This window comes from Microthrixaceae bacterium (assembly GCA_023957975.1).
Classification (GTDB): domain Bacteria; phylum Actinomycetota; class Acidimicrobiia; order Acidimicrobiales; family Microtrichaceae; genus JAMLGM01.
This window is the reverse complement of record JAMLGM010000003.1, coordinates 178,864-204,380: the sequence shown is the minus strand read 5'-3', so window position 1 is coordinate 204,380 and position 25,517 is coordinate 178,864. Positions and strand designations below refer to the sequence as shown.

The 25,517-nt window shown below is 66.2% G+C and carries 21 protein-coding genes; 2 read left to right on the top strand and 19 right to left on the bottom strand.

The genetic code is table 11. The features are described from left to right. Positions 1 to 30: 30 nt before the first annotated feature. The 5 genes from M9952_05895 to mftA all read right to left on the bottom strand — a co-directional run bounded on the left by M9952_05895 (position 31) and on the right by mftA (position 5,802). Positions 31 to 2,013: a mycofactocin system FadH/OYE family oxidoreductase 2 gene (locus M9952_05895; protein ID MCO5312456.1), complete on the bottom strand. Its 1,983-nt coding sequence runs from the start codon at positions 2,011 to 2,013 to the stop codon at positions 31 to 33. Next, positions 2,013 to 4,010, bottom strand: a complete 1,998-nt coding sequence (locus M9952_05890) for a mycofactocin system FadH/OYE family oxidoreductase 1 (protein ID MCO5312455.1) — start codon at positions 4,008 to 4,010, stop codon at positions 2,013 to 2,015. Before M9952_05890 ends, M9952_05895 begins: the two co-directional genes overlap by 1 nt. A gap of 50 nt (positions 4,011 to 4,060) precedes the next feature. Beyond that, on the bottom strand, positions 4,061 to 5,269 hold the full coding sequence (gene mftC / locus M9952_05885; GenBank protein MCO5312454.1) for a mycofactocin radical SAM maturase: 1,209 nt from the start codon (positions 5,267 to 5,269) through the stop codon (positions 4,061 to 4,063). A gap of 73 nt (positions 5,270 to 5,342) precedes the next feature. After that, the gene (mftB, locus tag M9952_05880; GenBank protein ID MCO5312453.1) at positions 5,343 to 5,624 is read right to left on the bottom strand and encodes a mycofactocin biosynthesis chaperone MftB; all 282 of its coding nucleotides are present in this window, start codon (positions 5,622 to 5,624) and stop codon (positions 5,343 to 5,345) included. A gap of 40 nt (positions 5,625 to 5,664) precedes the next feature. Next, complete coding sequence (gene mftA / locus M9952_05875) at positions 5,665 to 5,802, bottom strand: mycofactocin precursor MftA (protein MCO5312452.1); 138 nt, start codon at positions 5,800 to 5,802, stop codon at positions 5,665 to 5,667. A gap of 145 nt (positions 5,803 to 5,947) precedes the next feature. Here mftA and M9952_05870 point away from each other — a divergent pair, with 145 nt between their 5' ends. Continuing rightward, positions 5,948 to 7,288 (top strand): sugar transferase, encoded by a 1,341-nt coding sequence (locus M9952_05870; GenBank protein MCO5312451.1) that lies wholly within the window; start codon positions 5,948 to 5,950, stop codon positions 7,286 to 7,288. A gap of 100 nt (positions 7,289 to 7,388) precedes the next feature. Here M9952_05870 and M9952_05865 read toward each other — a convergent pair whose 3' ends face one another. From M9952_05865 to M9952_05830, 8 genes are all read right to left on the bottom strand, one after another. Further along, positions 7,389 to 9,668 (bottom strand): hypothetical protein, encoded by a 2,280-nt coding sequence (locus M9952_05865; protein MCO5312450.1) that lies wholly within the window; start codon positions 9,666 to 9,668, stop codon positions 7,389 to 7,391. Beyond that, complete coding sequence (locus tag M9952_05860) at positions 9,665 to 10,279, bottom strand: prepilin-type N-terminal cleavage/methylation domain-containing protein (protein MCO5312449.1); 615 nt, start codon at positions 10,277 to 10,279, stop codon at positions 9,665 to 9,667. Before M9952_05860 ends, M9952_05865 begins: the two co-directional genes overlap by 4 nt. Beyond that, positions 10,276 to 10,830: a hypothetical protein gene (locus M9952_05855; GenBank protein MCO5312448.1), complete on the bottom strand. Its 555-nt coding sequence runs from the start codon at positions 10,828 to 10,830 to the stop codon at positions 10,276 to 10,278. Before M9952_05855 ends, M9952_05860 begins: the two co-directional genes overlap by 4 nt. Before the next feature lie 93 nt (positions 10,831 to 10,923). Further along, complete coding sequence (locus M9952_05850; GenBank protein MCO5312447.1) at positions 10,924 to 11,775, bottom strand: methylenetetrahydrofolate reductase; 852 nt, start codon at positions 11,773 to 11,775, stop codon at positions 10,924 to 10,926. Beyond that, the gene (locus tag M9952_05845; protein MCO5312446.1) at positions 11,772 to 12,653 is read right to left on the bottom strand and encodes a bifunctional 5,10-methylenetetrahydrofolate dehydrogenase/5,10-methenyltetrahydrofolate cyclohydrolase; all 882 of its coding nucleotides are present in this window, start codon (positions 12,651 to 12,653) and stop codon (positions 11,772 to 11,774) included. The genes M9952_05850 and M9952_05845 overlap by 4 nt, the downstream gene beginning before the upstream one ends. A gap of 33 nt (positions 12,654 to 12,686) precedes the next feature. Then, positions 12,687 to 14,456, bottom strand: a complete 1,770-nt coding sequence (locus tag M9952_05840; protein ID MCO5312445.1) for an ABC transporter ATP-binding protein/permease — start codon at positions 14,454 to 14,456, stop codon at positions 12,687 to 12,689. A 53-nt stretch (positions 14,457 to 14,509) separates the two neighbouring features. Further along, a complete protein-coding gene (locus tag M9952_05835; GenBank protein MCO5312444.1) occupies positions 14,510 to 15,484 on the bottom strand; it encodes a hypothetical protein in 975 nt (324 codons plus the stop codon). Beyond that, positions 15,484 to 18,075: a DUF6351 family protein gene (locus tag M9952_05830; GenBank protein ID MCO5312443.1), complete on the bottom strand. Its 2,592-nt coding sequence runs from the start codon at positions 18,073 to 18,075 to the stop codon at positions 15,484 to 15,486. Before M9952_05830 ends, M9952_05835 begins: the two co-directional genes overlap by 1 nt. A 193-nt stretch (positions 18,076 to 18,268) precedes the next feature. On the opposite strand from M9952_05830, the gene M9952_05825 reads away from it, so the two are divergent. Next, a complete protein-coding gene (locus tag M9952_05825; GenBank protein ID MCO5312442.1) occupies positions 18,269 to 18,511 on the top strand; it encodes an excalibur calcium-binding domain-containing protein in 243 nt (80 codons plus the stop codon). Positions 18,512 to 18,533: 22 nt separating this feature from the next. Here M9952_05825 and M9952_05820 read toward each other — a convergent pair whose 3' ends face one another. The 6 genes from M9952_05820 to M9952_05795 all read right to left on the bottom strand — a co-directional run bounded on the left by M9952_05820 (position 18,534) and on the right by M9952_05795 (position 25,302). After that, the gene (locus M9952_05820; protein ID MCO5312441.1) at positions 18,534 to 18,695 is read right to left on the bottom strand and encodes a hypothetical protein; all 162 of its coding nucleotides are present in this window, start codon (positions 18,693 to 18,695) and stop codon (positions 18,534 to 18,536) included. Positions 18,696 to 18,755: 60 nt separating this feature from the next. Further along, positions 18,756 to 21,305: an FtsX-like permease family protein gene (locus M9952_05815; GenBank protein ID MCO5312440.1), complete on the bottom strand. Its 2,550-nt coding sequence runs from the start codon at positions 21,303 to 21,305 to the stop codon at positions 18,756 to 18,758. 54 nt (positions 21,306 to 21,359) lie between these two features. Next, the gene (locus M9952_05810) at positions 21,360 to 22,130 is read right to left on the bottom strand and encodes an ABC transporter ATP-binding protein (protein ID MCO5312439.1); all 771 of its coding nucleotides are present in this window, start codon (positions 22,128 to 22,130) and stop codon (positions 21,360 to 21,362) included. An 81-nt stretch (positions 22,131 to 22,211) separates the two neighbouring features. Then, a complete protein-coding gene (locus M9952_05805; protein MCO5312438.1) occupies positions 22,212 to 23,069 on the bottom strand; it encodes a DUF4097 domain-containing protein in 858 nt (285 codons plus the stop codon). Beyond that, a complete protein-coding gene (locus M9952_05800) occupies positions 23,066 to 23,716 on the bottom strand; it encodes a response regulator transcription factor (GenBank protein ID MCO5312437.1) in 651 nt (216 codons plus the stop codon). The genes M9952_05805 and M9952_05800 overlap by 4 nt, the downstream gene beginning before the upstream one ends. Beyond that, the gene (locus M9952_05795) at positions 23,713 to 25,302 is read right to left on the bottom strand and encodes a histidine kinase (protein ID MCO5312436.1); all 1,590 of its coding nucleotides are present in this window, start codon (positions 25,300 to 25,302) and stop codon (positions 23,713 to 23,715) included. The genes M9952_05800 and M9952_05795 overlap by 4 nt, the downstream gene beginning before the upstream one ends. Positions 25,303 to 25,517 lie beyond the last annotated feature (215 nt).

Sequence of the window (25,517 nt, the reverse complement as noted above, 5' to 3'; positions counted from 1 at the left end):
GTTCGTCGGCGGCGTCCGCTGCGCCAATGCTCACAGGCCGGCTCCGGCGCGTTCACCCTCGATGATCGCTGCGTGTGCGCGACGTGGGGCGACGCAGTCTCCGACCCGTTCGACACCGACTCCCGCCGCACGCAAGGCCTCGTCACCGCTCAGTTCGAGATACAGCTCCTCGACTGGGTCGGCCGGCACTGCCAGCACCACCCAGTCGGGGGTGCGTGAGCGCATCTGTCCCGTGGGGTGATGCTGGAACTCGACGGTCTTGGTGCCGTCGTCGGCCACGCTCACACCCATCGGAACCAGTTCGGTGCTCTGCAGGATGCCCTTGGCATTGGCACGAATCCACCAGTTCTCCATGTCGAGGGTGATGCCGAGGTCTTGACCAACGACCATTCCATTGGTGATGACCTCCACCCTCGCGCCACGGTCTGCGAGGAGTTCGGCCACCGAGGTCGCGTGGTGAAACCCGAGCTCGTCGAGCACGATCACCTGGCCGTCCGGATGGCTCGACCCATCCAGGACGTCGCGAACGTCGACGATCCAGTCGGCATCGCCCGGAGCCCACCACGGCCGCGCGGCGCGGGCTCCGGTGGCGACGACCACGGAATCGGGGCCACGGCGCCGGACCTCCGCCGCGTCGACACGGATGCCGTACTCGATCGACACGCCGAGGCGTCGACACTCGCTGAGCTGGTTACGAACGAGGTCGCCGAACTCGGCGCGGTTGGGCACCGACGCGGCAAGGCGCACCTGACCGCCGGGCTCGGCATGCGCCTCGACCACGGTGACCCGGTGGCCGTTGCGGGCCGCAGCGATCGCCGCCTGCAGCCCCGCCGGCCCAGCACCCACCACCAGGACCTGCTTCGGTGCCGTGGTGAGCCGCACCTCGGCGACCCCTTGGGATTCGCGGCCCGTACGCGGGTTTTCGATGCAACCCAGCCAGCGGTTCAGGCCCATGCGACCGACGCATTCCTGGTTGCAGCTCAGACACAATCGTGTGTCGTCGGTGTGACCGGCACGGGCCTTGCGGGCGAAATCGGCATCAGCGATCTGACCGCGCACGACGCCCACCAGATCGCAATGACCTTCCTGCAGCGCTCGCTCCGCCTGAAGCGGGTCTTTGAAACGACCGACCCCGACCACTGGAAGATCGACGACCTTGCGTATGGCCGACGGAATGAACATCGCGTAGTTCGGCGGGATGTGCATCGACGCCTCGATCATGAACAGCGAGGCGGTCGCCACGCCGATCGAGGTGTTGATGTAGTCGACGTTTCCGGTGGCTTCAACGATCTTGGCGACCTCGAGCGCGTCGTCGATCGTGGTACCCCCGTCGATCAACTCATCGCCGCAGATGCGCACCCCCAACGCGAGCGAGGGGCCGATCGCCTGGCGCACGGCCTCCACGATCTCCACCAGAATTCGCGCCCGATTGGGGATCGAGCCGCCGTATCCGTCGGTTCGCTTGTTCGTCGCCGGCGAGAGGAACCCGCGCACGATCGAAGAGTGAGAGCACTGCAACTCGATCCCGTCGAAGCCGCCCTCGCGGCAATGGCGTGCCACGAGTGCGTAGCTCTCGACGATCTCCGCGATCTCCGCGAGGCTGACCGCCTTGGGGACCTCGCGAAACAGCGGGTCGGGCACCGCCGAGGGCGCCCACACCGGCAAGCGGCTGAACATCGACGACGCCTGACCGCCGTTGTGGTTGAGTTGTGCGAAGATCGGCGTTCCGTGACGGTGGACCGCCTCGGTGATCCGGCGGTAGCCATCGATCACCGCCGGGTTGAACCCGTGGATCAGCTTCTCATAGGGCCAGTCGGTCGGATGGGTCGAGTGCTCTTCGGTGATGATGAGGCCGGCTCCACCCTTCGCTCGCTCGGCGTAATAGGCGACGTGTTGGTCGGAGGGCTTGCCGTCCTGGGTCGCATAGTTCGTCAGGTGGGCCGAGAACACCACCCGGTTCTTCAAGGTCACCGGCCCGAGCCGCAACGGCGACCACAACATCTGCTCAGCCATCAGTGCCCTGCCTCCGAACCCAGCCGCTTCGGCCCCATCGCCACGCCATCGCTCACGGCGACATCGCCGTCGAGCGCTGCGATCGCGGCGCGACCCTCACGAATCGCCTCGAGAATCGAGCGCGGGGCAACCGAGTCGCCAGCCCGCACCACCCGACGTCGCGACGCCGTGGCGGTCCGGTCATCGTCTGACGACACGGCTCGATACAGGTCCTCGTCAGGCAGCCGGTGGCCACAGTCGATGACGACGGCGGCCTTGATCGTGCGCGTCTCGCCGCTGAAACGATCCTCGACCTCGACGCCACCCTTTCGGACGGATCGCAGCAGTGTTCGACGCTCCAGAACGACACCCGCCTGCTGTAGCCGAGCGTTCGCCGGCGCCAGGTCGCCCGAACGACTCAGCTCATTTCCGACGATGTTGTCCTGTGTGGCCAACACGACCGATCGTGACGGTCCCTCGCCGGGTGCCGACAATCGCTCCGCAATCGAAACGGCAACCGGGCCCCCGATCGGATCCCAGACGAAGACAGGACCATCGGGCAGGACCGCCTCGCCTCGCTCGAGAAACTCAGCCGCGGTAACCACCACCGCCGAACGCGACACCTTGTAGGACGCCGGCGCGTCCACCGAACCGGTGGCGATCACCACGTCAGCGTCCGGGTCGAGGTCGCCTGCCGCGACCTCTGAGCCCAATCGAACGACGACTCCAAGCCGTTCGACTTCGACTGCAAGCCACTCGGCGATCGCGGCGAGCCGCGAACGTCCAGAGCCCGCTGCCGCAACCGTCGTCATGCCGCCCAGGCGTCCGCGTCGTTCGTGCAACGTCACCGAGCGGCCTGCGAGGGCCGCGACTCTCGCGGCCTCCAGCCCTGCGGGGCCGCCGCCGACCACCACAACGGAGCGCTTCGGGCGCTGATCGTTCGAAACCCCGGCGACGGCCGGTTCCGCGTCATGCCATTCGTAGCCGCTTCGCGGGTCGACCACACAGGTCACGATCGGGTTCCTGGCATCGCGCACGTTGCACGTTTGATTGCACAGGATGCACGGACGAATGTGCGCAGCGCGGTCGGCCCGGACCTTGGCGACGAGGTCGGCGTCCGCTATCTGGGCGCGGGTCATTTCAACGCCATCGCAACGTGCCTCGTCGAGGGCCCAACGCGCTTGGCCGACATCCACGATCGAGCCCTGAGCGAACACCGCGACGCGTTCGCCGTGACGCTCGCGCACCGCATTGCGCACCTGCGACGCCAGCTCGAGGTTGAACCCGGGCTCGGTGTGACCATCCGGACGTGTGGCCGCGGTCGAAAAGATCGCACCGCGCACGACGGTGATCAGGTCGACCCATTCGGCGAGTTCGGCCGCGATCTGCGCCCCGACCTCCGGGACGATGCCGGCCCACGGGGCGAGTTCATCAGCGCTCAGCCGCAGCGCCATGATGTGGTCGGCGCCGACCGCAGCGCGAACCGTCGTCAGAACTTCGCGTGCGAACCTCGTTCCCGCCGACCACTCGTCACCGCGCTGGTTGGTGAGCGCCGAGAGAAACTGACGTATGAGCGAGTACTGCCCGGCGTTGATCTCCACCCCGTCGCAGCCGGCCTCGACCGCGCTCCTCGCCGCCTCGGCGAACGACGACACGACCACATCGATGTCGTCGACCTCCATCCACTTGGGCACCTCGCGGGTGTTGACCTCGGGAACCCTCGACGGCGCAAGCAGCGGCATCTGGGAGTAGGCCGAGGACCCTTGCCCGCCCGAATGCCCGAGCGCCGCGAGCACCACCGCACCGTGGTGATGGCAGGCTGCGGCGATTGCCGACCATCCCGGACCAGCGTCCGCCGCCAGCGGCGCTCGTTCGTAGGGCCAGTCGCTTCCGTGCACCGAAGCTTCCTCGACCACGATGACGCCTGCGCCTCCCGCGGCCCGACGTTCGTAGTAGGCAACGTGACGGTCCGACAGCGCACGCCCGTGTGCCAGGTTGGTCTCGTGAGGGCCGAACATGACACGGCTCGGCGCTTCGAATGGGCCGATTCGGAGTGGGTCGGTGAGACTCACGTGAACGTGGCCGGTTCGGAAACTCGAGCCTCGACAGGTTGCGGCTTGGCGCCGATGGAGACACCGGTGCGCCCGAAGGTTCGCTCGATTCCTGGCCGACTGTGGTCGACGGAAGGAACCGGCGCCGTTCCCGGAACCCGGGCCGCCAACAGCTCCTCAGCATGGCCCTTTACGCATTCCGGGTCGGGGTCGTCGAGCTCGAGTCCGACGAAGAACTTCGAGGCCATGCAACCACCCTGGCATGCGTCGTAGCTCCCACAGGAACCACAGGCCCCGGGCGAACTCGGCTGACGCAACGAGGTGAACAACTCCGAGTTGCGCCACACCGCCGTGAACCCGCCGGCGTCACGCACGTTGCCCGCCAGGAACTCGTCGTGAATGACGAACGGGCATGCGTACACGTCGCCGACCGGGTCAATAAGACAGACCACACGGCCCGCACCACACAGGTTGAGACCCGGCAGCGCTTCACCGAAGGCGGAAAGGTGGAAGAACGAGTCGCCGGTCAGCACCTCAGGCCGGTCTTTCAACCAGTGATAGAGCTGACGCTGCTGATCCATCGTCGGGTGCAGCTCATCCCAGCTGTCGGCGCCGCGTCCTGAGGGACGCAGGCGCGTCACCCGGAGCTGTGCCCCGTAACGCGCCGCGATCGCGGCGAAATCGTCGAGCTGATCGACGTTGTTACGCGTCACCACCACCGAGATCTTGAACGGACCGAACTGGGCGGCGTGCAGGTGTTCCATCGCTGCGATGGCCTTGGCGAAGGACCCGTCGCCGCGCAGCGGATCGTTGATGTCCTCGGTCGCGCCGTCGATGGAAATCTGGATGTCGAGATAGTCCATCGACGCCAGCCGCGTCGCGGTCTCAGCATCGATGTAGGTGCCGTTGGTCGAGAACTTCACCCCGACGTGATGACTCACCGCGTATTCGATGATCTCGAAGAAGTCGGGCCGCAGCATCGGTTCCCCGCCGCCGAGGTTCACGTAGAAAACCTGGAGTCGTTCGAGTTCGTCGATGACCGCGAAGCACTCCTCGGTGCTCAACTCGCGAGGATCGCGGCGCCCGGAGCTGCTCAGGCAGTGCTCGCACGCGAGGTTGCAGGCGTAGGTGAGCTCCCACGTCAGACAGATCGGAGCATCGAGGCCCCGTTTCATGTCGTCGGTCAGCGTCGACCGCTTCGGCGCCGGCGGCTGCGTCGTGATCACCGGAATCGTTGTACGTCCATTCGGCGCGAGTACGGCCGGCGCAGCGCCGCTCTGGACGTTCAGTTCGAGAGGTTCATGCACGGACACGGATCATCTCCGATGACTCGAGGGTGGCGAGCGCTTTTTCGAACGACGGCCATCGCCGCCGTTCGACTCCGGCCGCCTCCAGCGCATCGGCGACACTGTCGTGTGCGCCGAGGGATTCGACGACGCGCACCATGTCGTGGTTGCGAAGGAAGCTCAGGCGGCGGTTGCCGAAATGGTACGCGAGCGCGCCGAACGGCTCGGGCCGCAGCGAAACCATCGGATCAAGTTCGTAGGGCCGATCGAGCAGCGCTCGAACCGCATTCGTCAACGGGTGGGCCGTTTCGATCGTCTACTGACCAGGCTGCGGATCAGTAGACGCCGCACATGCCGTCGATGGAGATCTCCTCGACGAGCAGTTCCTCTTCGACCAGCGCTGCGTCGGCGCTGGGCGCAACGTCGTTGGCGACGGCTTCGAGTTCTTCGACGACAGTGGTTTCGGAGCTCATGAATCCTCCCCTTGGGCGGCGTGAAACGTCAACCAAAGCTACAGCGCCGCGCAAGCCTGCGGAAACCGAGGCCGACGGGTAGGTCCTTCGGCTCACTTCGGTGCGCCCACGAGGGAATCATCGGCCCTGTCCGTAGCCTGAGTGCATGCGTCGCGTCGCCCGGTTGATGAGTGTCGGCGCCGGTGCGGTCGTGGTGCTGGCGCTGTCGAAGGCACACGCACGGTTCATCGCCGACCCACCATACGACTTCACCGCATCGAGCCGTGTGCTCTGGGCCCTCGCCTACATCTCGATGCTGGCGGTCGCGGCGTACGCGCTCGGCCTCCCCGACCAGCCTCGATCGGCGCGCGCGGCGTTCTTTCATGCGACCGCTGCAGCGCTGGCGGCCGCACTCGGCATGTCGGCGGTTCAACTCGTCCTCGGCGATGCGCTGCTCCCCAGGTTCGTCGTGTTCGGAACCGTCTTGATGGTGTTGCCGATCCAGGTTCTCGCCAATGCACTCGTGCGGCGCGGGGATCAACGGGGGGAACAGCGCGACCGCATCCTGCTCGTGTCGACCGATGCCGAGCGGGCGCGGTTGCTCGACGACCTGGCTGATTCGCCCGAACGCAGCGCGTCGATCGCCACCGCACTGAGCGTCGCAGACGCCTCCGGCGATCCGGGCCGCAACCCGCTCATCGCAACCGTCCACAACGTGGCGGCCACGGTCGTGGTCCTCGACCGGTTAGCCCAGGGCGACGACCGCATCATCGCTCAGGCCGCCTCGTTGCACGCCGCTGGCGTTCGGATCCGCACGCTGGAGGCGTTCTATGAGACCTGGCTGGGCAAACTTCCGCTCAGTGAACTCGAGCGCACGTCGCTGTTGTTCGATATCGGAGAGGTTCACCGCAGTACCTACGGCCGGATGAAGCGCCTCTTCGACCTCGCGTGCGCAGCGGCGGGCCTCGTCGTGCTCATCGGCATCACCCCGGTGGTGCTGGTCGGAAACCTGGTCGCCAACCGTGGTCCGCTCATGTATCGCCAGCCGCGGGTCGGCAAGGGCGGAGTGACCTTCACGATTCTGAAATTCCGCACGATGACCTCGGGCCCCGTCGCCGGGCCGGATGGGACACCGTGGACCGCGGCCGATGACCCTCGCATCACCAGCTTCGGGCGGTTCCTCCGCAGGAGTCATCTCGACGAGTTGCCGCAGGTGATCAACATCTTTCGCGGCGATCTCGCGGTCGTCGGTCCCCGACCGGAACAGCCGCACTACGTGGAACAACTGAGCGAGAAGCTGCCCTTCTACCAACTCCGGCACCTGGTGCGCCCCGGCCTCACTGGATGGGCTCAGGTCAAGTACGGCTATGCGAGCGACGACCGCGACGCTCTGGAGAAGCTGCAGTACGAGTTCTTCTACCTGCGCAATCAGAACCTGAGATTCGACCTGCGCGTCGCGGTTCGCACGATACGAAGCATCGCCGGCGGGTCCGGCACCGGCCGCTGAGCGCCCTGACCTCCCGCCTGCCTGTTCTCCGATAACCAGTGGTCGTGATCACGACCACTGGTTATCGGAGAACAGGCTGGGGCGCGGCGTCAGGGCGCGGTCAGGGCGTCGAACAGGTCGCGGTCGGCGTGAGTTCCTTGTTGCAATACGCCCAGTTGGCCGTCTCGAGGCCTCGCGCGGCCGCGATGCTGAACGTCGAAACATCCCAGTCGTTGATCGTGACATCCGCACTCGCCAAGAGCCGGCCGTCGATCGAGGCCTGCAGGGTCACACTCCGCCCGACCGCTGCGATGCTTCGCGATGCCAACGATCCGACCCGCCAACTGCTGCCCTCACCCGTGGCGCTCAGCACCGAAGCGGCCGCCAACTGACCGATGACCACCGGGAGATCGGTTCCCAACGCAGGAGCGGCGGTATCGGCCCAGATGACCCGCAGGAACGAAGTCGGCAGATACACCACCCCATGCGCGGTGAATGACGTCCCGCCGGCCCGATCCATCCGGACCTCATGGTCGCGCGGAACCCTCGTGGCGAACTCCAGCCAGACGTAGTCCAGGCGGAAGTTCCCGTTACCCGAACCGGTCATGGCGCCGCGGATCTGGATACTCGCCCCCACCAGGTCGTCGGCCGAATCGATGAGTGCCCCGCATCCATAACCCTTGTTCAACAGGTTGATGACGAGATCTCCGGCGGTGTTGTTGATCGAAGGCACCTTGTTTCCGACACCCGAGATGCAATTGGTGCCATCGGCAAGGGTCACGTCAGCGAAGAACTTCGTGTTGCCATCCAACACGTTGAGATCGGTGTAGGCCCCGCGAAGGTGGATCTCCGCTGTGCTCAACGGTGCGTCTTCACCGGTCGGATTGATCGGACCCCAGCCCGACATCCTCCACACCGGATAGCACGGCCCGTCGCACCCGATCCGGTCCCATACACGGGTCGCCTCGCTGTTATCCCACCCGTCGCCGCCCGCGGGAAAGCCGACAGGAGCAACGCCGGTCGTCGCTGTGATCTCCGGAACGGGAATCGGAGCGGTGCAGTCGACCTCCCCGTTCACCCGGGTGCAACGCTCGGCACTCGTCGAGTCCACCGCCCAACGGAACGTCCCGCTGGCGTCCATCGTCGCCGGAGGATCGAGCTGGGTGAGAACCGGGGTGGGCGACGCATTCGTCGCCGGGTCGCCGCACATCGAGATCCGGCCCGCTGTGTGGGCGATCCGGGTCGTCGCGCCCAGCGTGACCGACACCCCGGCCGAATCGGGGTCGCAATGGGGGGCTCCGAGCGTGAACGGCGTCCACGTCGCAGCGCCGGCCCACGTGCCGAACACGAGTTGCATCGACGGGTCCGCAATCGCCAGGTTGGCCATTGTCAACGTCCCACCCGCGTCGAAGCGATAGGTACCGGGTTGGAACCACAGCACCGCGTTCTGGCACGGCCCGGGAGCGAGCCACTGATTCAGCACGGCCACCGCATCGGGGCCGTAACGCCCGGGTTCGAGGGCGAGGACCTTGCCGTCGACACAGGCCGCGGCATCGAGCGTTCGCACCGCCAACCCATCAGTGTCGGGCCGATCGAACTCCGAGTCGGCCGGTGGGCTCGCACAGTTCTTCGCTCCCGTCGCCTCCACGTTACCGATGAAGCCAAGCGGGATCGACACCCCCAACGGTTTGATCGTCCACTCCTTGAGCAGGTTGCAGGCCTTTTCCTTGTTGTCGCCCTGCTGGAACGAACCTCGAACCTCGAGTGCGCTTCTGTTGGCCTTCGGGGTGGCACCGAGGAACCAGTGTTTCACCGCGACATCGCCGTGCACCGTCGGGGGATTCGGCCCGAGCGCGAACAAGCCCGGCGTGTTCGGTTCGACGACGCCCAACGCGTCGAGCAACCCGTCCGCCCAGTTTTCGGAGAACCCACCACCGCCGCTCCACGTCGGTTTCATCAGCTGTTCTTTGAGGTCGCTACGTGCAGGCCACCGTCCGGTGACGGCCAGGGCGGTTCCACCGTCTCCCGTCGTCGGCACCCAGATCGGCGCCGCGTCAGCACGTTTCACACACGACACCTCGACGGTGCGGCCTTCGATTTCGATGCCATTCGAACCGGCCATCCCCACGCATGGATCGGTGGAGGCGCTCAAGGCCGCTGTCGGAACCGCCTTGATCCGGGCAATGCCGGTCTGGAGCCCGCCATCTAGGGCCCGCTTCACCTTGTCGGAGTTGATGTAGGTCGGCTGCACACGAGCGTCGGTCTGAACCATCGAGAGCAGCGCCACCACGATGAGTCCGAAGATCATCGTGGCGACGAGCACCGTCAACAGCACATAGCCGCGTTCGTCCTGCGGACGAGACCGCCGGGCGGGATCGAGGTGCGTTCGCAATCGTTTCATGGGGCACCCGCCGCGTCCGCGCCCACCTTGCGCGAACCGCTGACCACAACCGGCCGCGCGCTCGGCAGATCGACGATCAGGTCGACGCTGCTGACCTCGTCATCGGTGAACGCTCTTCCCTTGTGGGCGACGGCGCGCACGATGGTCGACGCCTCACCGCGAAGGCCGGTTCCAAGATCGGTGGAGCTGAGAACCGGCCCACCGATCGCACATACCCGGCGCACCAACGAGACTGAACCGGCCTCGTCCTCCACGGCTGCGATCACCACCAGCCCGGCGCCATCGCTGGTACGCATCGACACCGCGACGTTGCCCTGAGGCGCTTCGCAGTCGTAGTTGACCACGCCCGGGGCGGCGCCGCCCTCGCTGGTGTAGATCACCCCGGCCGATGAGGCCACATCCCGAGGGAAGTACTGGGTGATCTGGGTGACGAGTTGTGTGCGGGTGGAGGTCGCTCGAACGACGGCATCGGTACGAAACGCCGTGATCATCCACGCCAGCACGGGGACCGCGATGATCGTGGAGATCGCGGAGGTCAACAACACCTCCATCAGCGTCAGCCCCCGCTGACTGTTCATCGCCCGACGTCGAGCGACCAGCAGCGCTTTCACGGCGTCCCCCGATCCCGAATGACCACCTGACCGTCGAGCGCCTCACCCGAGTCGAGATGACTCACCCGAATCGTCACCAGCACCGCGCTGGTGGAGGCCTGACAGGAGGCGGCCTGCGGGTGCGCCGAAGCAACAGCGACCACTTCGAATCCGTATCCGTCGGGCGCCTCGACCAACGAGCGGCTCGTCGAGTCATGCAAACGCGTATCGACCGCTCCCGCAGCGTCACACCCCGGGTACGCAGCGGCTCCTGCCCGCTCGATCACCGTGGACAACGCGCTCCGCGTCGCCGCAATCTGCCCGGTCGACCGCGACACCGTGGCCGTGGTGGTCAGTGCCGCCATGACCCCGAGCAGCAGGATGCTCAAGATGGCGATCGCCAACAGCGCTTCGACCAAAGTGCCACCGCATTGCGAAACGCGACGGCGCGGCGACGCGGCCACGGCCATGACAACAGCGGGCGCCTGTTCCGGCGCCCCGCCCGATGTCCGAATCTGTCGTTTCGACCTCGCCCCGCTCACCGTGGGCCGAATCGTATCGTCGTCATTCACTGCCGTTCTTCACCGTCTAGGGCTCGCCGGGTTCGCCGTCCGACGCTCCCGCAACGACTGTGCGGGCCGCGCCGCCTCGGGTCAAGGCAAGAATCAACGAAATGCGGTGAGACGTTCCACCAACGCGATCGCGGTGGATGCCCGATTCAGGCAGTAGACGTGGATCCCTGGGGTTCCCGCCGCGATCAGTTTATTGGCGAGCTCGGCGGCGGCATCGGCTGCGATCATCAGCCGATCGGACTCATCCGCGGCCTCGACCTTGTCCGCCAACGCCGTGTCGAACCACGTCCCGTTCATGTCGGCGAACCGTTTGACGGCGGTGGGGTTCAACATGGGCATCAGACCCGGCAGGACCGGCACCTCACAGCCCAGCGTTTCGAGATCGTCGCGCATCGCCAAGTAGTGCTCGGAGCGAAAGAAGAACTGGGTGATGCCGAAATCGGCCCGCTGCAACTTGGCGGCGAGGTGGCGACGGTCCTGGGACAGCGACGCCGAACGCGGATGCCCCTCGGGAAACGCCGCGACCCCCACCGCTGCGTCGGAACGTGTTCGAATCAACTCGACGAGGTCGGCGGCGTGCTCGAAATCGCCGATCGCCGGCGATCCGTCGGCCGGGGGATCGCCGGCGAGCGCCAGGATGTTCTCGATTCCCGCGGCGAGGTAGCCGTCGACGAGGTCGACCAATTCCTCGCGGGTGTGGCCGATGCAGGTCAGGTGAGGCATCGCCGGGTAACGCTGCGATTCGGTGATCCGAGCGACGATCTGACGGGTGCGATCGCGGTTGGACCCTCCGGCCCCATAGGTCACCGAGACAAACGACGGATCGAGCACCGCCAGTTCGGCCACTGCGGCATCGAGCGCGTCCACCCCAGCCGCGGTGGCCGGTGGAAAGAACTCGAACGACAACGTCGGCCCCTCGGCCAACAGATCGGAAATCCTGGTCACAGCGGGATTCCGAGCGCTGCGGCGTCGGTCGAACGTTCGGCCGCTGCCACGGTGTTGGCCAGGAGCATGGCCCTCGTCATCGGGCCGACCCCACCCACGCGGGGCGAAAGCCACGACGCCACCTCGGCGACGTCGTCGGCGGCATCCGAGACCACCTTGCCGTCGACGAAGCTCACCCCGGCCGCCACGACGACCGCGCCCGGGCGGATCATCTCCTTGGTCAGCATCGCCGGACTGCCCGCCGCAGCGACGACGATGTCGGCACTGCGGGTGAACTGCCCGATGTCTTGGACTCCGGTATGCACCACCGTGACCGCAGCGTTGCCCCAAACCGACTTCAAACTGAGCAGGTTGGCGAGGGGGCGGCCGATGGTGAGGCCCCGCCCGATGATGACCACATGGCGGCCCGCAATCTCGATGTCGTGATGTTCAAGCAGCCTCACGATCCCCGCGGGGGTGCACGCCAGGGGGGCCTCCTCGCCCATCACCAGCAGACCCAGGTTGAACGGATGAATCCCGTCCGCGTCCTTGCGCGGCAACACCTTTTCCATCGCTGCAGCGAAGTCGAGATGCTTCGGGAACGGATACTGCATGATGTACGCGTCGATCGCCGGGTCGGCGTTCAGTTGCGCCACCGCCGCTTCGACCTCGGCCTGGGTCGCGTCCTGAGGCAGCCGAATGTCGGTCGTCGCCATTGCGAGTTCTGCCGCATCGGCGTGTTTCATCGCCACGTACTTGTGCGACGGGCCGTCGTCGCCGACCAGGATCGTGCCAAGTCCCGGCACGACCCCGCGTTCCGCCAGCGCAGCAATCCGCCCGCGGAGGTCGTCTTTCACCGCAGCTGCAGCCGCATCACCATCAAGTATCTGTGCCGTCATCGTGCACCAGTCTACGCGACCACCTGCGCAGGCTCAGGAGCTCACCTCGCCGGTCTGCACCCGCCACAGCGCCGCGTACAGGCCACCTGCGGCAACTAGTTCGTCGTGGGTTCCCGACTCGGCCACCCCGCCCGCCTCAAGGACCCAGATTCGATCGGCGTCGCGCACCGTCGACAAGCGATGAGCGATCACCAGCGCCGTGCGGTGCTCTGCCACCCGGGCGAGCGACCGTTGAATCGCCGCCTCGGTTTCGTTGTCGACGGCCGAGGTCGCCTCGTCGAGGATCAGGATCGCTGGGTCCCGAAGAATGGCGCGGGCGATGGACAGCCGTTGGCGCTGGCCACCCGAGAGCTTCTGGCCCCGTTCGCCGACAATCGTGTCGTAGCCATCCGACAACGCCTCGATGAACTCGTGTGCCTCGGCGAGCTGTGCAGCCGTGACGATCTCTTCCTCGGACGCGTCGGGACGACCGAAGGCCAGGTTCTCCCGAACCGTTCCCTGGAAGAGGAAGACGTCCTGACTGACGTAGCCGATGGCCTGGCGCAACGACACGAAGCCGAGCTGTGACACGTCGCGGCCGTCGACCAGCACCTCGCCCGATCGAGGGTCGTGAAACCGCAACACGAGACGGGCGAGGGTCGACTTTCCCGCCCCTGTCGCCCCCACGACGGCATGGGTCTGCCCCGCCGGAATTCGCATCGAGATGCCGTCGAGAATGTCGGGTCCGTTCCCGTAGCCGAAATGCACGTCGCGCAACTCCACCTCACCGCGAACCGGCTCGTCGAGTGCGTCGGGTCCGCCGACGAGTTTCGGCTGCACCTCCAACAGGTCGGTGATACGACGGATCGACGCCATCGAACGCTGGTAGAGATCCAACGTCTCACCGAGCGAGGTGAGCGGCCACAGGAGCCGTTGGGTCATATAGACGAGCACCGAATACGAACCCACCTCGAGGGTGCCGTCGATCACCATTCGTCCACCGACGACCAGCGTGCAGGTGAACCCTGCGAGGATCACCATACGGATCAGCGGAACGAAGGCCGAGGAGTACCGGATCGCTCGCCGGTTCGAGTCGACGTAGGCCTGTGACACGACCTCGAGACGGTCGGCCTCTCGTTCTTCGGCGGTGAACGCCTTGATCGTGGTGATGCCGCCGAGGTTGCCCGACAGCAGCGAGGACAGGTCCGCGACCCGTTCCCGGACGTCCGCGTACAACGGCTCGAGTCGGCGTTGAAACCGGATCGACCCCACCACGATGATCGGGATCGGCAGGAAGGCGAACAACCACAGCGTCGGCGAGGTCGTGAAGAACACGATGCCGACGAACACGACGTTCCAGAAGGTCTGCAGGATGTTGTCGGGGCCGTGATCGAGGAACCGTTCGAGCTGGTTCACGTCGTCGTTGAGCACCGCCAGGAGTCCGCCGCTCGTCGTGTCCTCGAACCAGGCCACCTCGAGTTGCTGGACGTGGCGGTAGGCGCCGATGCGGAAATCGTGTTGGATCGACTGCGCCAGGCCGCGCCACAGCAGGTGCGCGATGTAGTCGCTGAGGGATTCCAGAATCCACACCGCGACGTTCAATGCGGCCAACACCAGGAGCTGATCGAAACGATCGGTGACTCCGACGACCCTCGACAGCATCGACGTGTCGCCTCGCACGACCACATCGATGGCGACCCCGATCAGCAGTTCTGGAGCGACATCGCACGCCTTGTTGAAGGTCGAAAAGAACGCTGCGAGCACGAGCCGCGAGCGGTGACGGCGGGCGTGGTGCCACAGCCGCATGAACGGGTGGGAGGACATGGGCGAAGTGTAAGCACGACCACCGTGGCGCTTCGCAGGAGTTCGACCGGTGTTCAGGCGACGAGTTCGGGGGCGACCTCGGGGTAGGCGGCGGCGAGTACCGCAACGAACGCCTCGTCGCCGAATGGGTCGGCGGGGCGCTCCGCCTCGATGCCGCGCGCTGCGAGGTCGTCGAGGAACCGGTCGACGACCATGTCCAACGTGAGCGCGTCCTCACCATCGTCGACACGCTGCGCCGCCTCCGCATCCGCGAAGCACTCCGCCTTCCACGAGACCGTGATTCGTGCGTCGGCATCATCGATGCGCGAGACCAACCGATCGCCGTCGACGATGTCCCAACCGCCGTCGCCCCGAACGAGGTGGCATCCCGAATGCAGGCCCTCGGGCATCGTCGCGCCGGGTGCTCCAAGCGGCGCCACCCCGTGAAAGGTGGTTTCGTTGTCGGCGATGACGCCGACGTTGCTGAACGGTGGTGACTCGACACCGACGGTTCCGCTCGGCCCTTCCGGCCAGAAATGGAAGTCGCCTCCCTCGCCGTCGTAGAACCACGACACCGCCGTGAAGATGGTGGTGCGCCACTCCTCGAACAGCCCTGATGACATCATCACCTTCAACAGCCAGATCGGATAATGAGCGCGGGTGATGCCGCGAAACGCCGCGATGTCGAGATGCGCAGGAAACGCGAACGGAGTCGGACCCATCACGTTCACGTAGACCGCGGTCGGTCGCAGCACCGCGTCGGGACCGGCGAGTTCACGGGCCGCGGCGAGGAAGTTCGGATTATTGAAGATGACCTCGGCCCCGTCGACGAGCACCTCGCCGCCACGAACGAAGTCCTGACGGAACCACGGTGGGGTGAAGGAATTCTCCTGAGTCGACAGCGTGGCCATTTCGGCATCGTTGGCCGCGTAGTTCGCTAGCGGCGACAGTGGCCCCGCGCTGCGGATGAGCGACACGATCGCGTCCGGATCGGACCAAGCAGGGTTCAGGCGGGTCGCTGTGCGGATCACATCCGATTGTTCAAACATCACTCACTCGTCTCGGTCGCCGCCGTCATATCAACCATCATGTCAACGTCCGGGTCCTCCGACCCGTCACCGCGTCTGGCCACGAGCCGCAGGGCGAGTCCGACCACGATGAGCCCACCGACGGCGCCGAGGAAGATCCACGGCAACGAATCGGAGTCGTCGTCGGTCGAGGGACGCTCGGCGGGGCCCGAGTCGGCGGCTCCCCCGCCCGAGGCCAGGTCGGCGGGGTAACCCACCGAGCGCTTCGACCAGTCGCACACGCCCGTCGCGAAGATCGCCTCGAGGCGCTGCATCTCGGACTCGTCAGGGGTCCAGGAGCCGTAGTCGCCGTCGGCCACCGCCGTCGCGACCGGCTTGAGATGGCACTTGTAGACATCGTTGGTGATCGGACCGCCGGCGACGACGCGAGACGTCGAGTGAATCGGGAACTGAGACGCACAATCGCCGACCTTCACCCCATCGACTTCGCGCGGCGCGGCGGAGGTCCATGCTCCCTCGCCACTCAGCACAAGTTCGACCGCACCGTCCCACACGTGGTCGCCGGACGCGATCGGGGTGCCGTCGGTGGCGAAGCACGCGTCCACCGCCTCGACTGGTTTCAACGACGCCGCCGTGGCGTCGGCGTCGTTGTGAAGCGCCAAGACCCACTCGTCCATCACGCGGTACACGCGATCGAGCAGCGCCGAGGTTGCCTCAGTGTCCTCGCCGGGACGGGCGTCGGCGAACCACACGACGTGGTTGTCGGCCGCACCCATCGCCCGCCGTATCCGCTCGCGGATGACGAAAGACTGATGGACGTTGTGCATATCGAGTTCGTCCTCGAGATAGTGGCGAACGTCGAGAATCGGGATGTCACGGCCGAGCTTTCCGTCGAACTCAAGACCCGACTCGAACGCGTTGGTGATCGCGGCGACGTCCGCCTCGCGCCGGGGCGCCACCCCGTTGACGAGTTCGAGGTTCATCTGTCGCGACGAGTACTGGTCGAGTTCATCGCCCTCGCACATCCCTACCGCCTCGGCGAACGCACCCAGGGTCTCCCCGGTCATCTGAGCGACCATGCCGCACGACTCGGGGACCTGCTCAGAAGCCGGCTTCCATGACCCGATCCGAGCGTTGAGATCGAGGAACTGATCAGGAGTGATCTGCCCGTTCGCCACCGCGCGCAGCCCGTACTGCACCCCGACGTTGTCCCACGGCACCAACGCCTCCCCCGTGGCCGGATCCGTTCCGTACGCATCGACCGCATCGTCCCAATGGGTCCAGTCGACCCACTCGGAACGGTCGGTGGAGGTGCGCAACATCGCTCCGATATCCGGGAAGTCCTCCGGGACCGCCGGGTCGCCTGCCCCCGCGAGGCTCAAGAGCTCGCCGGCGAACGGCATCAGTGCGTCATCCATGTCGGCAGCCAGTCCAAAGTTCGGGTTCAACGCCAGCGGTGTGGCCCCTCGCCAGCCTTCGATGCACTCGCTCGAGCCCGAGTCACCGGTCGCTTCTGACCAGTCCGAGCTGAACCCCTCGATGGTGTTTTGCCCCTGGAGGATCTTGCGGTTGTCCCAGTCCTTCCACATCGGATCGTCGGCCGCGGTGACGTCCATGTAGTACTCCAACAACTCGCAGTCACCGACATTGATCGTCTGGGTGGTCATGTCGGGATAGGCGTACTGCGGGATGAGCGCGTCGAGCAGATCCGGAACGTTCTGTGCGTAGACGTACTGCTGAATCCCGCCACCGGACCCTCCGATACCGACGGTGTAGAGCGGCTCGCCGTGTTGATCGATGAAACGGGCCTTCAGTTCCTTTGCGACCTCCGCACCTCGCAACAGGTTGTAATGCACCGAGGTGCGGGTGCCGCTCGAATACACCACCGCGTGGCCGAGGCGCAGCGCCTCATCGAGTTGCGAGTCGCCGCCCGACAGGGAGCCCTGGCTATGGCCGATGCCGACCCCTCCGCCGAAGCTGTAGACGAGTCGGCCGTTCCAATGACTGTCGTCAGGGGCTCCGGAGACGACCTCCGAAAATGGCACGAGCATCGCCACGCTGTAGATGAAGCGGGTGTCGGGCAGTGTTCCTCGTTCGTAGCGGTAGAGATACGGGATGCGGGTGTCCCCGCCGAGGTCCATGTCGTCCGCACCGACAAGGTCGCTGACGGCGAGGTACGCGACGTCGGCGGGCAACGTCGCGTCCACACCGTCACCAACATTGAGCGGCACCACCTCACCGTCGGTGTTGCGATAGCGGTACTCGATACGGGTGTCGGCCTGGCAGTCTTTCGACCAGCCGAGCGGCTCCTGGGAACGATCCGGCGTGTCGGGCTCGGACTCCGGGTACACCGGGGTTCCCCTCCGGTCCTGATTGTCGACGTTCGGCTGGCCGAGATCGTTGTACTCGGTGGTGCACAGGAACGGCTCTTGAACCTCCACCTCGGCGGAGTCGTCGAGCGCCGATGCACCGGCGGGAACGACGGTCGTGGCCGTGACGGCCACGAGCGCGGTCGCGGCCAACAGCGCCTCGACGAAACGACGCGCCGCTTTCGTACCGCGAGGTCGGCCAGCGCTGTTGGCGCGGTGAACGGAAACCACCAAGTCGGTCACGTCGAGATCCTCCCCCTACGACGAATGTCGATTGTGATCGCGACCCTATCGGCGATGCCGTCGCCGACGACGCTGATCTCACTCGTCGCTGTACGCCGACTGCCGGCATGCACAACGACACCGGTCTTGGCACCGTCGGAAATGGGCCAGGAGCCCCAGAGGATTCTCAGCAGACACCCTTACCCTGAGCCACATGAAGCGAACCCTTTGTCTCCTCGCCGCCATGGCGCTCGCACTCACCACTACCGGATGCGAGAAGTTCCCAAACTGCGACGCGCTTCGCGTTCAGTTCCCCCACGGAGTTGGGTTGCCCGGCGCCATCGACTCAACCAGCGGGTCGAATCCAATCACCGATTTTCAGGTGGAGGAGACCTACTACAAGTTCAACAGCCATCTCGATCGCGACAACGACGGCATCGCCTGCGAACAGGCATAGCCGCGTCGCGCCGGAGTTCGCCCTACGCCACGAACGCGTCGGCACCCGACGCGTTGTAGGGCACGAACACCTCGCGGGTCTCGCGATCGCGCACGAGCTCGATCGCCCAGAACACCCCGAGGCCGCGCACCTCGCCGATCGACCGATGCCGCTCAGGCGTCGACGCGAGCTCCGGCCCGATCACCTCGCAACCAAGCCGACGCTCCGCACCCAGGATGTCCTCGTCTGAATCAGCTCCTCACGCTCACGGCGCGGCGATCGCCTCGAGGACGTCCAAGCGTGCGACCCGCCGAGCCGGCCGGCGCGCCGCGGCGATTCCGGCGAGAGCCCCCAGGAACAGGATCATCACCAACCTCGAGACGGGGAACGACACGGTGCGAAGGAGTTCGTCTGATGATGACGTGAGCACAGCCCACGCAGCGAACATCCCGACGGCCAAGCCGATGATGGTGCCGAACGTAGCGATCATGATCGCCTCGAGTCGCACCGTCGTTCGGACCTGGCGGCGGGTCTGCCCGAGCGCCCGCATCAGGCCGATCTCTCGAACCCGTTCCATGGTCGCCAGCGAGATCGTGGTGGCGATTCCCAGCAGGGCGATGCCAATTGAGAGCGCGAGCAACCCGTACACCAACGCCAACATCGTGTCGATTCGTCGCCCGATCGTCTCGGCGTAGTCCTCACGGTCGAGGGACTCGACGCCGGGAGCGTCGCTGATGAGCATGTCGATGCGGCGGTCGAGTTCGATCGCCGAGACGCCTTCGCTGGCTCGCAAGACCACCAGCGATGTCGAAACGCCGGGCGAGTGCGATCCGGCGGTGTCAGCTGGCATGACATAGTCCCCGGCGAACGCCGTGTTGTCGTAGAGCGCCACGACGCGCAACTGCAACTCGACTCCGTCGAGAAACCGGGTTGGCAGCGCATCTCCGACAGCGACGTCGTGATCCGACGCCCACGTGGCCGACACAGCGATGACGTCGCCGGTGGCTCCCGCCACCGACCCGTCGATCACGCCAAGGTCGAACATCGCCGCACCGGCAGCCATGTCGGTTGCCGTGACAAAGGCCGTCTCGCCTCCGACAGTTACCGGCATGAACGACAAGGGCAGCGAGGAGTCGACCCCATCACTCGAGGCGACCTCATCCACAAGCGCATCGTCGAGTCCCGACCCGCTGAAGCTCGTCGGTTGCACGATCACATCACCGGCCATCTGTTCGTCGACACTCCGGGTCACCGCCCGGTTCAGCGACGCTGCGACGACGGCGAACAGCGTGACGACGGCGACGCCGATAACGAGCGCTGTGACGGTTGATGCGGTGCGGCGCGGGTGACGAACGGCGTTGCGTTGGGCGAGCAATCCGGCGGTGCCCCGCGTGCGGGCGATGGGCGCACCGATGACCCTCACCACGGCCGGGGCCAGGGCCGGACCGATGACCACGACCGACAGCAGCGTGATCGCGGCCCCGACGCCGGCCCGCGTCGATGCACCCGAATTGGCGCTGAGCGCAGCCTGAACGGCGAGCCCGACTCCCGCGGCCATCAACGCTGCGCCGAGGATCGTCCGCCGGCGCCCCACACTGCCGCCGTCGATCGCCGCGCTCCGCATGGCCTCGACCGGTGCGATACGTGAGCCGCGACGCGCTGGTGCGATGGCGGCGATGACCGTCGAGACGATACCGACACCGGCACCGATGATCACCGACGATGCCGAAACGACGAGATGGTCGCCGAGCGAGAAGAAGCCGACGCGGCCGATGAGCCAACTCAGCATCCTGGCGAGGAGTAGGCCGAATCCCAGACCGACAGCGGAGCCGAGCACCCCGACCGCGAACGACTCTCCGAGCGTCCAACCGGACAGTTGGCGTCGGGACGCTCCCAGGGCACGAAGCAGCGCCGACTCGCGGGTCCGTTGAGCGACGAGGATGGCGAAGGTGTTGTAGATCCCGAACGCCGCGACGACGAGCGCGATGGACGCGAAGGTCAACAAGACCGCAGAGACGATCGTCGAGAAGGTCTCGCTCACCTTCGCCGCCTCATCCTGCAACTCTTGCCCTGTCACCACTTCCAGCGATCCGGCCGCAGCGCTCTCGTCAAGCGCGGTGCGAAGGCGTTCCACGAGTTCAGATTGGCTGATTCCATCGAGCGCGACGACGGAGATCGACGCGGCGGTACCCGGATCGGCGAGGTACTCCGCTGCGGCATCGGGAGAAAGCAGCGTTGCGGTCATGGGCCCGGCCGATTCGGCGGTGCCGTACGTTGCAATTCCGACAAGGCGAAGCCGGAGCCGCTTGGGGACCAGCACCTCGACCGTGTCGCCGACCGACAGGTCGCCCTGCCTGGCCGACGCCCGGTCGATCACGACCTCGTCGAGGCCCTGCGGTGCGCGCCCCTCGGCGATCCGAAAGGGGTTGAGATCGGGGTCGTCTCGCCATTCAAACCCGAGTTGTGGCGGACCGCTTCCGCCGATCGTGTCGCCATCGGATCCGACGATCATCGCGGGTCGGCTGTACGCAGGCTCGGCGATGCGAACCCCGTCGACGGCACGGGCGATCTCGGCCAGATCCGCCGGGACGTGGCCGCGGTAGGTCTCCTCGTTGGTTGAGATCGAATTCGCCGAGCGAATGCTCGCGTCGATCCCGGCGACCGAGGATCGCATGGTGTCGTCGAAGCTGCGCGAGAAGGTCGCGACCTCGACAAGTACGGCGAACAGAAAGGCGATTCCGACCGCCACCGCGCCGACGGTGGCGACATAGCGGCGGGGATGTGCGGTCAGATTGCGCCGGATGATGATGAGCATTGTTGGTCCTGGTCCCTGGTTCGTGGAGGTGAAGCTGTGGCGGGCCGTCGAGGATCAGTCGCCGAACCGCTTCATTCGATCGAGTACCGCCGAAGCGCTCGGCGCCTCGAGTTCGTCGACGACGTTGCCGTCCGCAAGAAACACCACGCGGTCGGCGTACGCCGCTGCCCCGGGATCGTGGGTCACCATGACGATGGTCTGGCCAACCTCATCGACTGCGCTGCGCAACAGGCGCAGCACCTCGTCGCCGCTGCCGGAGTCGAGGTTGCCGGTGGGTTCATCTGCGAAGATCACCTCGGGTCGGCCGACGAGGCTGCGCGCTACCGCGACGCGTTGTTGCTGGCCGCCCGACAGTTCGCTGGGACGGTGGCCGAGGCGCCCTTCCAACCCGACGCGCCGTACGACCTCGTGGTACCAGCTCTCGTCGAGCCGGGTGCGCGCGAGCATCGAAGGCAGCCGGATGTTTTCCGCGGCGGTGAGCGTCGCGACCAGGTTGAACGCCTGGAAGATGAACCCGATGCGGTCACGGCGCAACTCGGTCAACCGGCGCTCGTCAAGCCCGGAAATGTCGATGCCGGCGATCTCAATCATGCCCGACGTGGGGGTGTCAAGCCCCGCAAGGCAGTGCATCAGCGTCGATTTACCTGATCCCGACGGGCCCATGATTGCCACGAAGGAGCCCGATGCGACGCTGAGCGAAACGTTGGAGAGCGCGTCGAGAGCTCCGGGGCCGTCGCCGTAGCGCTTGGAGAGGATGTCTGCTCGAAGCGCCGTGTCGGTGGCCGCAACCTCCGAAATCGGGGCGCGCAAGGCTGAGGTGTTCATGATGCTCCTTGATGGTCTATGACTGAAGTCGGCGCCCGGGGAGGCCCGAACCGAGGTCTCAGCTGGCGAGAATCTGTGCTGTCACCGGTTGGCGACCCGGATGTTGCCGCCGCGTGCTGAGAGGTTGAGTCGATGCCGGCTCGCAGGATCGACCGGTACCAGCACCGTTGTCGAGCCGGACGAGTCGATGCGATAGGACGTGGCATCGGACGGGACCGCGAGATTGATACTGCCGCCAGTGACAGCGGCGTCGACGCTGAGCGGCGACGCGTCAAAGGCCATGTCGAGCGCTCCGGCGACGAGGGTTGCAGAGACCTGCTCGCTTCGGACGCCGGTTGCCTGCACCCCGCCGCCGAAGATGTCGAGCTCGAGCGGGCCGGAAACGTTCGACAACGATGCGCCTCCGGCTCGAACCGTGATCGTGACCGAGCCGGAAGTGTTGCGAACCTGTACGTCGTTCCCGCCGATGTCGACAGCAACCCGTTCAGGGGCGACGATCTCGACGTCACCGAAACAGATCCGACCGGCCAGCCCTGAACAACGCGACTCGAGATACAAGGTGGTTCCCTCGACGTGGTCGTCGATCGTCGGTTCAGAAAAAGACTGGTAAAGCGTGCGCCGAACCGTGATCTCGTCGGGCGCAACGGAGTTGCCGTCGGGCGCGGAGGCGGCCGGGAACTCCGGCCCGTCGGCGGACTCCGCTGATCCGGACGCCTCGGCGGACTCGATCGCGTCGGGCACGCCCGTGACCCTCACCCGACCGGCGTTGTGCACGACGATGCGATCAATGGCCGTCGCGTCGTAGCGGGCGGTCGAATCTGTGGTGCTGGCGACCAATCCCGTCGCGATGGCGAACGATGCTGTGCCCACACTGCCGAACGACAGCACCGCGCCGACCAGAAGCAGCGCCGGACGCGCGAGCTTGTGCGAACTCGTCATGAGGTCACCTCCAAGTACCGCAAAACCGCTAGAACGCGGCGATGATCGGTGTCGGCCGGTGCGAGCGAGAGCTTGGCGAAGATGTTGGACACGTGCTTTTCCACCGCACCCTCCGACACGACCATCGCCGCGGCCACCGCACGATTGGAACATCCCTCGGCCATGAGCGCGAGGACCTCGGCCTCCCGCTGCGTGAGCGAGTCGAGCGGGTTACGGTGACGGCTCGTCGACAGCAACTGCGCCACGACCTCGGGGTCGAGGGCGGTCCCGCCGGTGCCGACCCGCCGCACGGCGTCGACGAACTCGGCGACGTCAGCGACACGGTCCTTCAACAGATATCCGACCCCGACGGTGCTCCCCGCCAACAGTTCGGTCGCGTAGCGCTCCTCAACCCACTGGCTCAGCACGAGCACCGCTATCTCCGGGTGCCGGGCGCGGATCGCGATAGCAGCCCGAAGACCCTCGTCGGTGTGGGTTGGGGGCATGCGCACATCCATGACGACGATGTCGGGGCGATAGGCCTCGACCGCAGCGAGTCCGGACTCGGCATCACCCGCCGTCGCCACGACTTCGTCGCCTGCGTCCTGCAACAACCGGGCGATACCGTCGCGGAGGAGAACGGAGTCTTCGACGATGACGATTCTCATGACGACGGCCCTTCGGTGATTCGGCGAGCAGATTCGAGCGGGGATGACGACGGCTCGATCGGTGGCGGTGGAGTCGGCGGCGACGGCGGTGGGACGGGCAACACGGCCCGTAGCACCGTCGGACCGCCGGGGGGACTTGAAACCGTGAGCAGACCGTCGACCGCCTCGACCCGTTCGCGCAACCCAAGCAAGCCAGAACGCTGCGTCGGCTCCAGCCCGCGAGCTGCTGGTTCGCCGATGCTCGGGGCGCCAGCAGTCGGGTCGCCGGCGCCACCGTGACCATCGTCGGCGACCTCAACAACGAGGTGGTCCTTCCCTGAGCCTGGAGGGCGCACCTCGAACACGCGCACCGACGAACGGGTCGCACCGCTGTGTCGGGCGACGTTCGTGAGCGACTCCGAGATCACAAAGTAGGCGGTGCTCTCGATCGCCCGAGGTGGCCGCACGTCGAGCTGAACATCGACGGCGACGGGTACCGGACTTCGAGCGGCGAGCCCCCCAACCGCGGCGGCGAGACCCCGGTCGGTGAGCACCGGCGGGTGCAGGCCTCGCGCTAGGTCGCGCAGTTCGGTGAGCGCTGCCTTCGCTTCGCCATGGGCCTCATCGAGCAGCGATCGGAGTTCCTCGCGATCACCGTCAACCTTTTGGCGGGCGAGCCCCAACGTCATCGCGAGCGCTACCAGTCGCTGTTGGGCACCGTCGTGAAGGTCGCGTTCGATCCGGCGCCGCTCAACCTCTGCTGCATGAAGCGCTCCGGCGCGGGTGGTTTCGAGCGTGTCAACGCGCTCTCGCAATTCGAGTTCGATGAGGTCGGTGCTGATGATCTGGCGAGTCAACGACAGCAGCACCGTCGACAGGCCCCTAGTGAGCCAGGGCGCGATCAGGACGAGCGCGAGGCCAACTCCGGCTGCGACGGTGTATTCGACAGCGCCGTCGAGCGACACGAACAAGAGGTTTCCAGCTCCACCAGGCGACCGTGGCGTGTAGAGAGGCACGAGGACGAGCGCAATGCCAACGGCCCACACGGCGACGGCGATCGTGAAGAACAGCCACGAAACCGGCGCATGAAGGAGGTGGAAGATCAACTCCTTCCACGTCCCCGTTTGTTTGAGGTAGGCGACGCCGCGGTCTGTGGCTTGACGCAGGGTCGACGGTGGCGATGGCGCGGCATCGCCCCCCGTCCCAGGAGTCATGGTGGCGGGAGTCATGGTGGCGGGAGGATGCACCGCTGCGCGGGGAGGATGTGGGCTCGGCAGAGATTCGTTGAGCGCCGTCGCCGCGATCCAGCGGGTCACGCGTGCCAACCCGTTCGAGAAGGCGAACGCGAACGCGGCGAGGGCGATGGCGGCCGGCGGGAAGAACACGGTGGCGACCGTTGCGGTCACGAGCGCGACCATCACCGATGTCGTCACCAACGACCACATGGCATCGACGGCGAGGTAGGCGAATGCCACCCAGGTGCTGGGTGCGAACGGGGCGAGCAGCGGACGAACGACCAGAGACGCCCGACCGATGGCACCGGGTTGCGAGGCATCCGGGTGATTCGAGGTCACCGGAGCCGGGGCGGTGGGCGAGGCGCTGTTCACGACTGTCAACGTACGCCGAGATGGGTGCCAACTCGATCCGGCGACCTCCCGAATTCGATCGGGGGCTATCCCCACTCTCGTAGTCGAGTCAGCACCCATCCACATGGAGAGTGGCCGCAGGTTCTGGGCGCGCTAGCGGGTCACATCCGACCCGCCAGCGTTCAAGAAGTAGCGCGCCCAGAACCTCGATATCGGCTGGGGGACACGACTGAAGG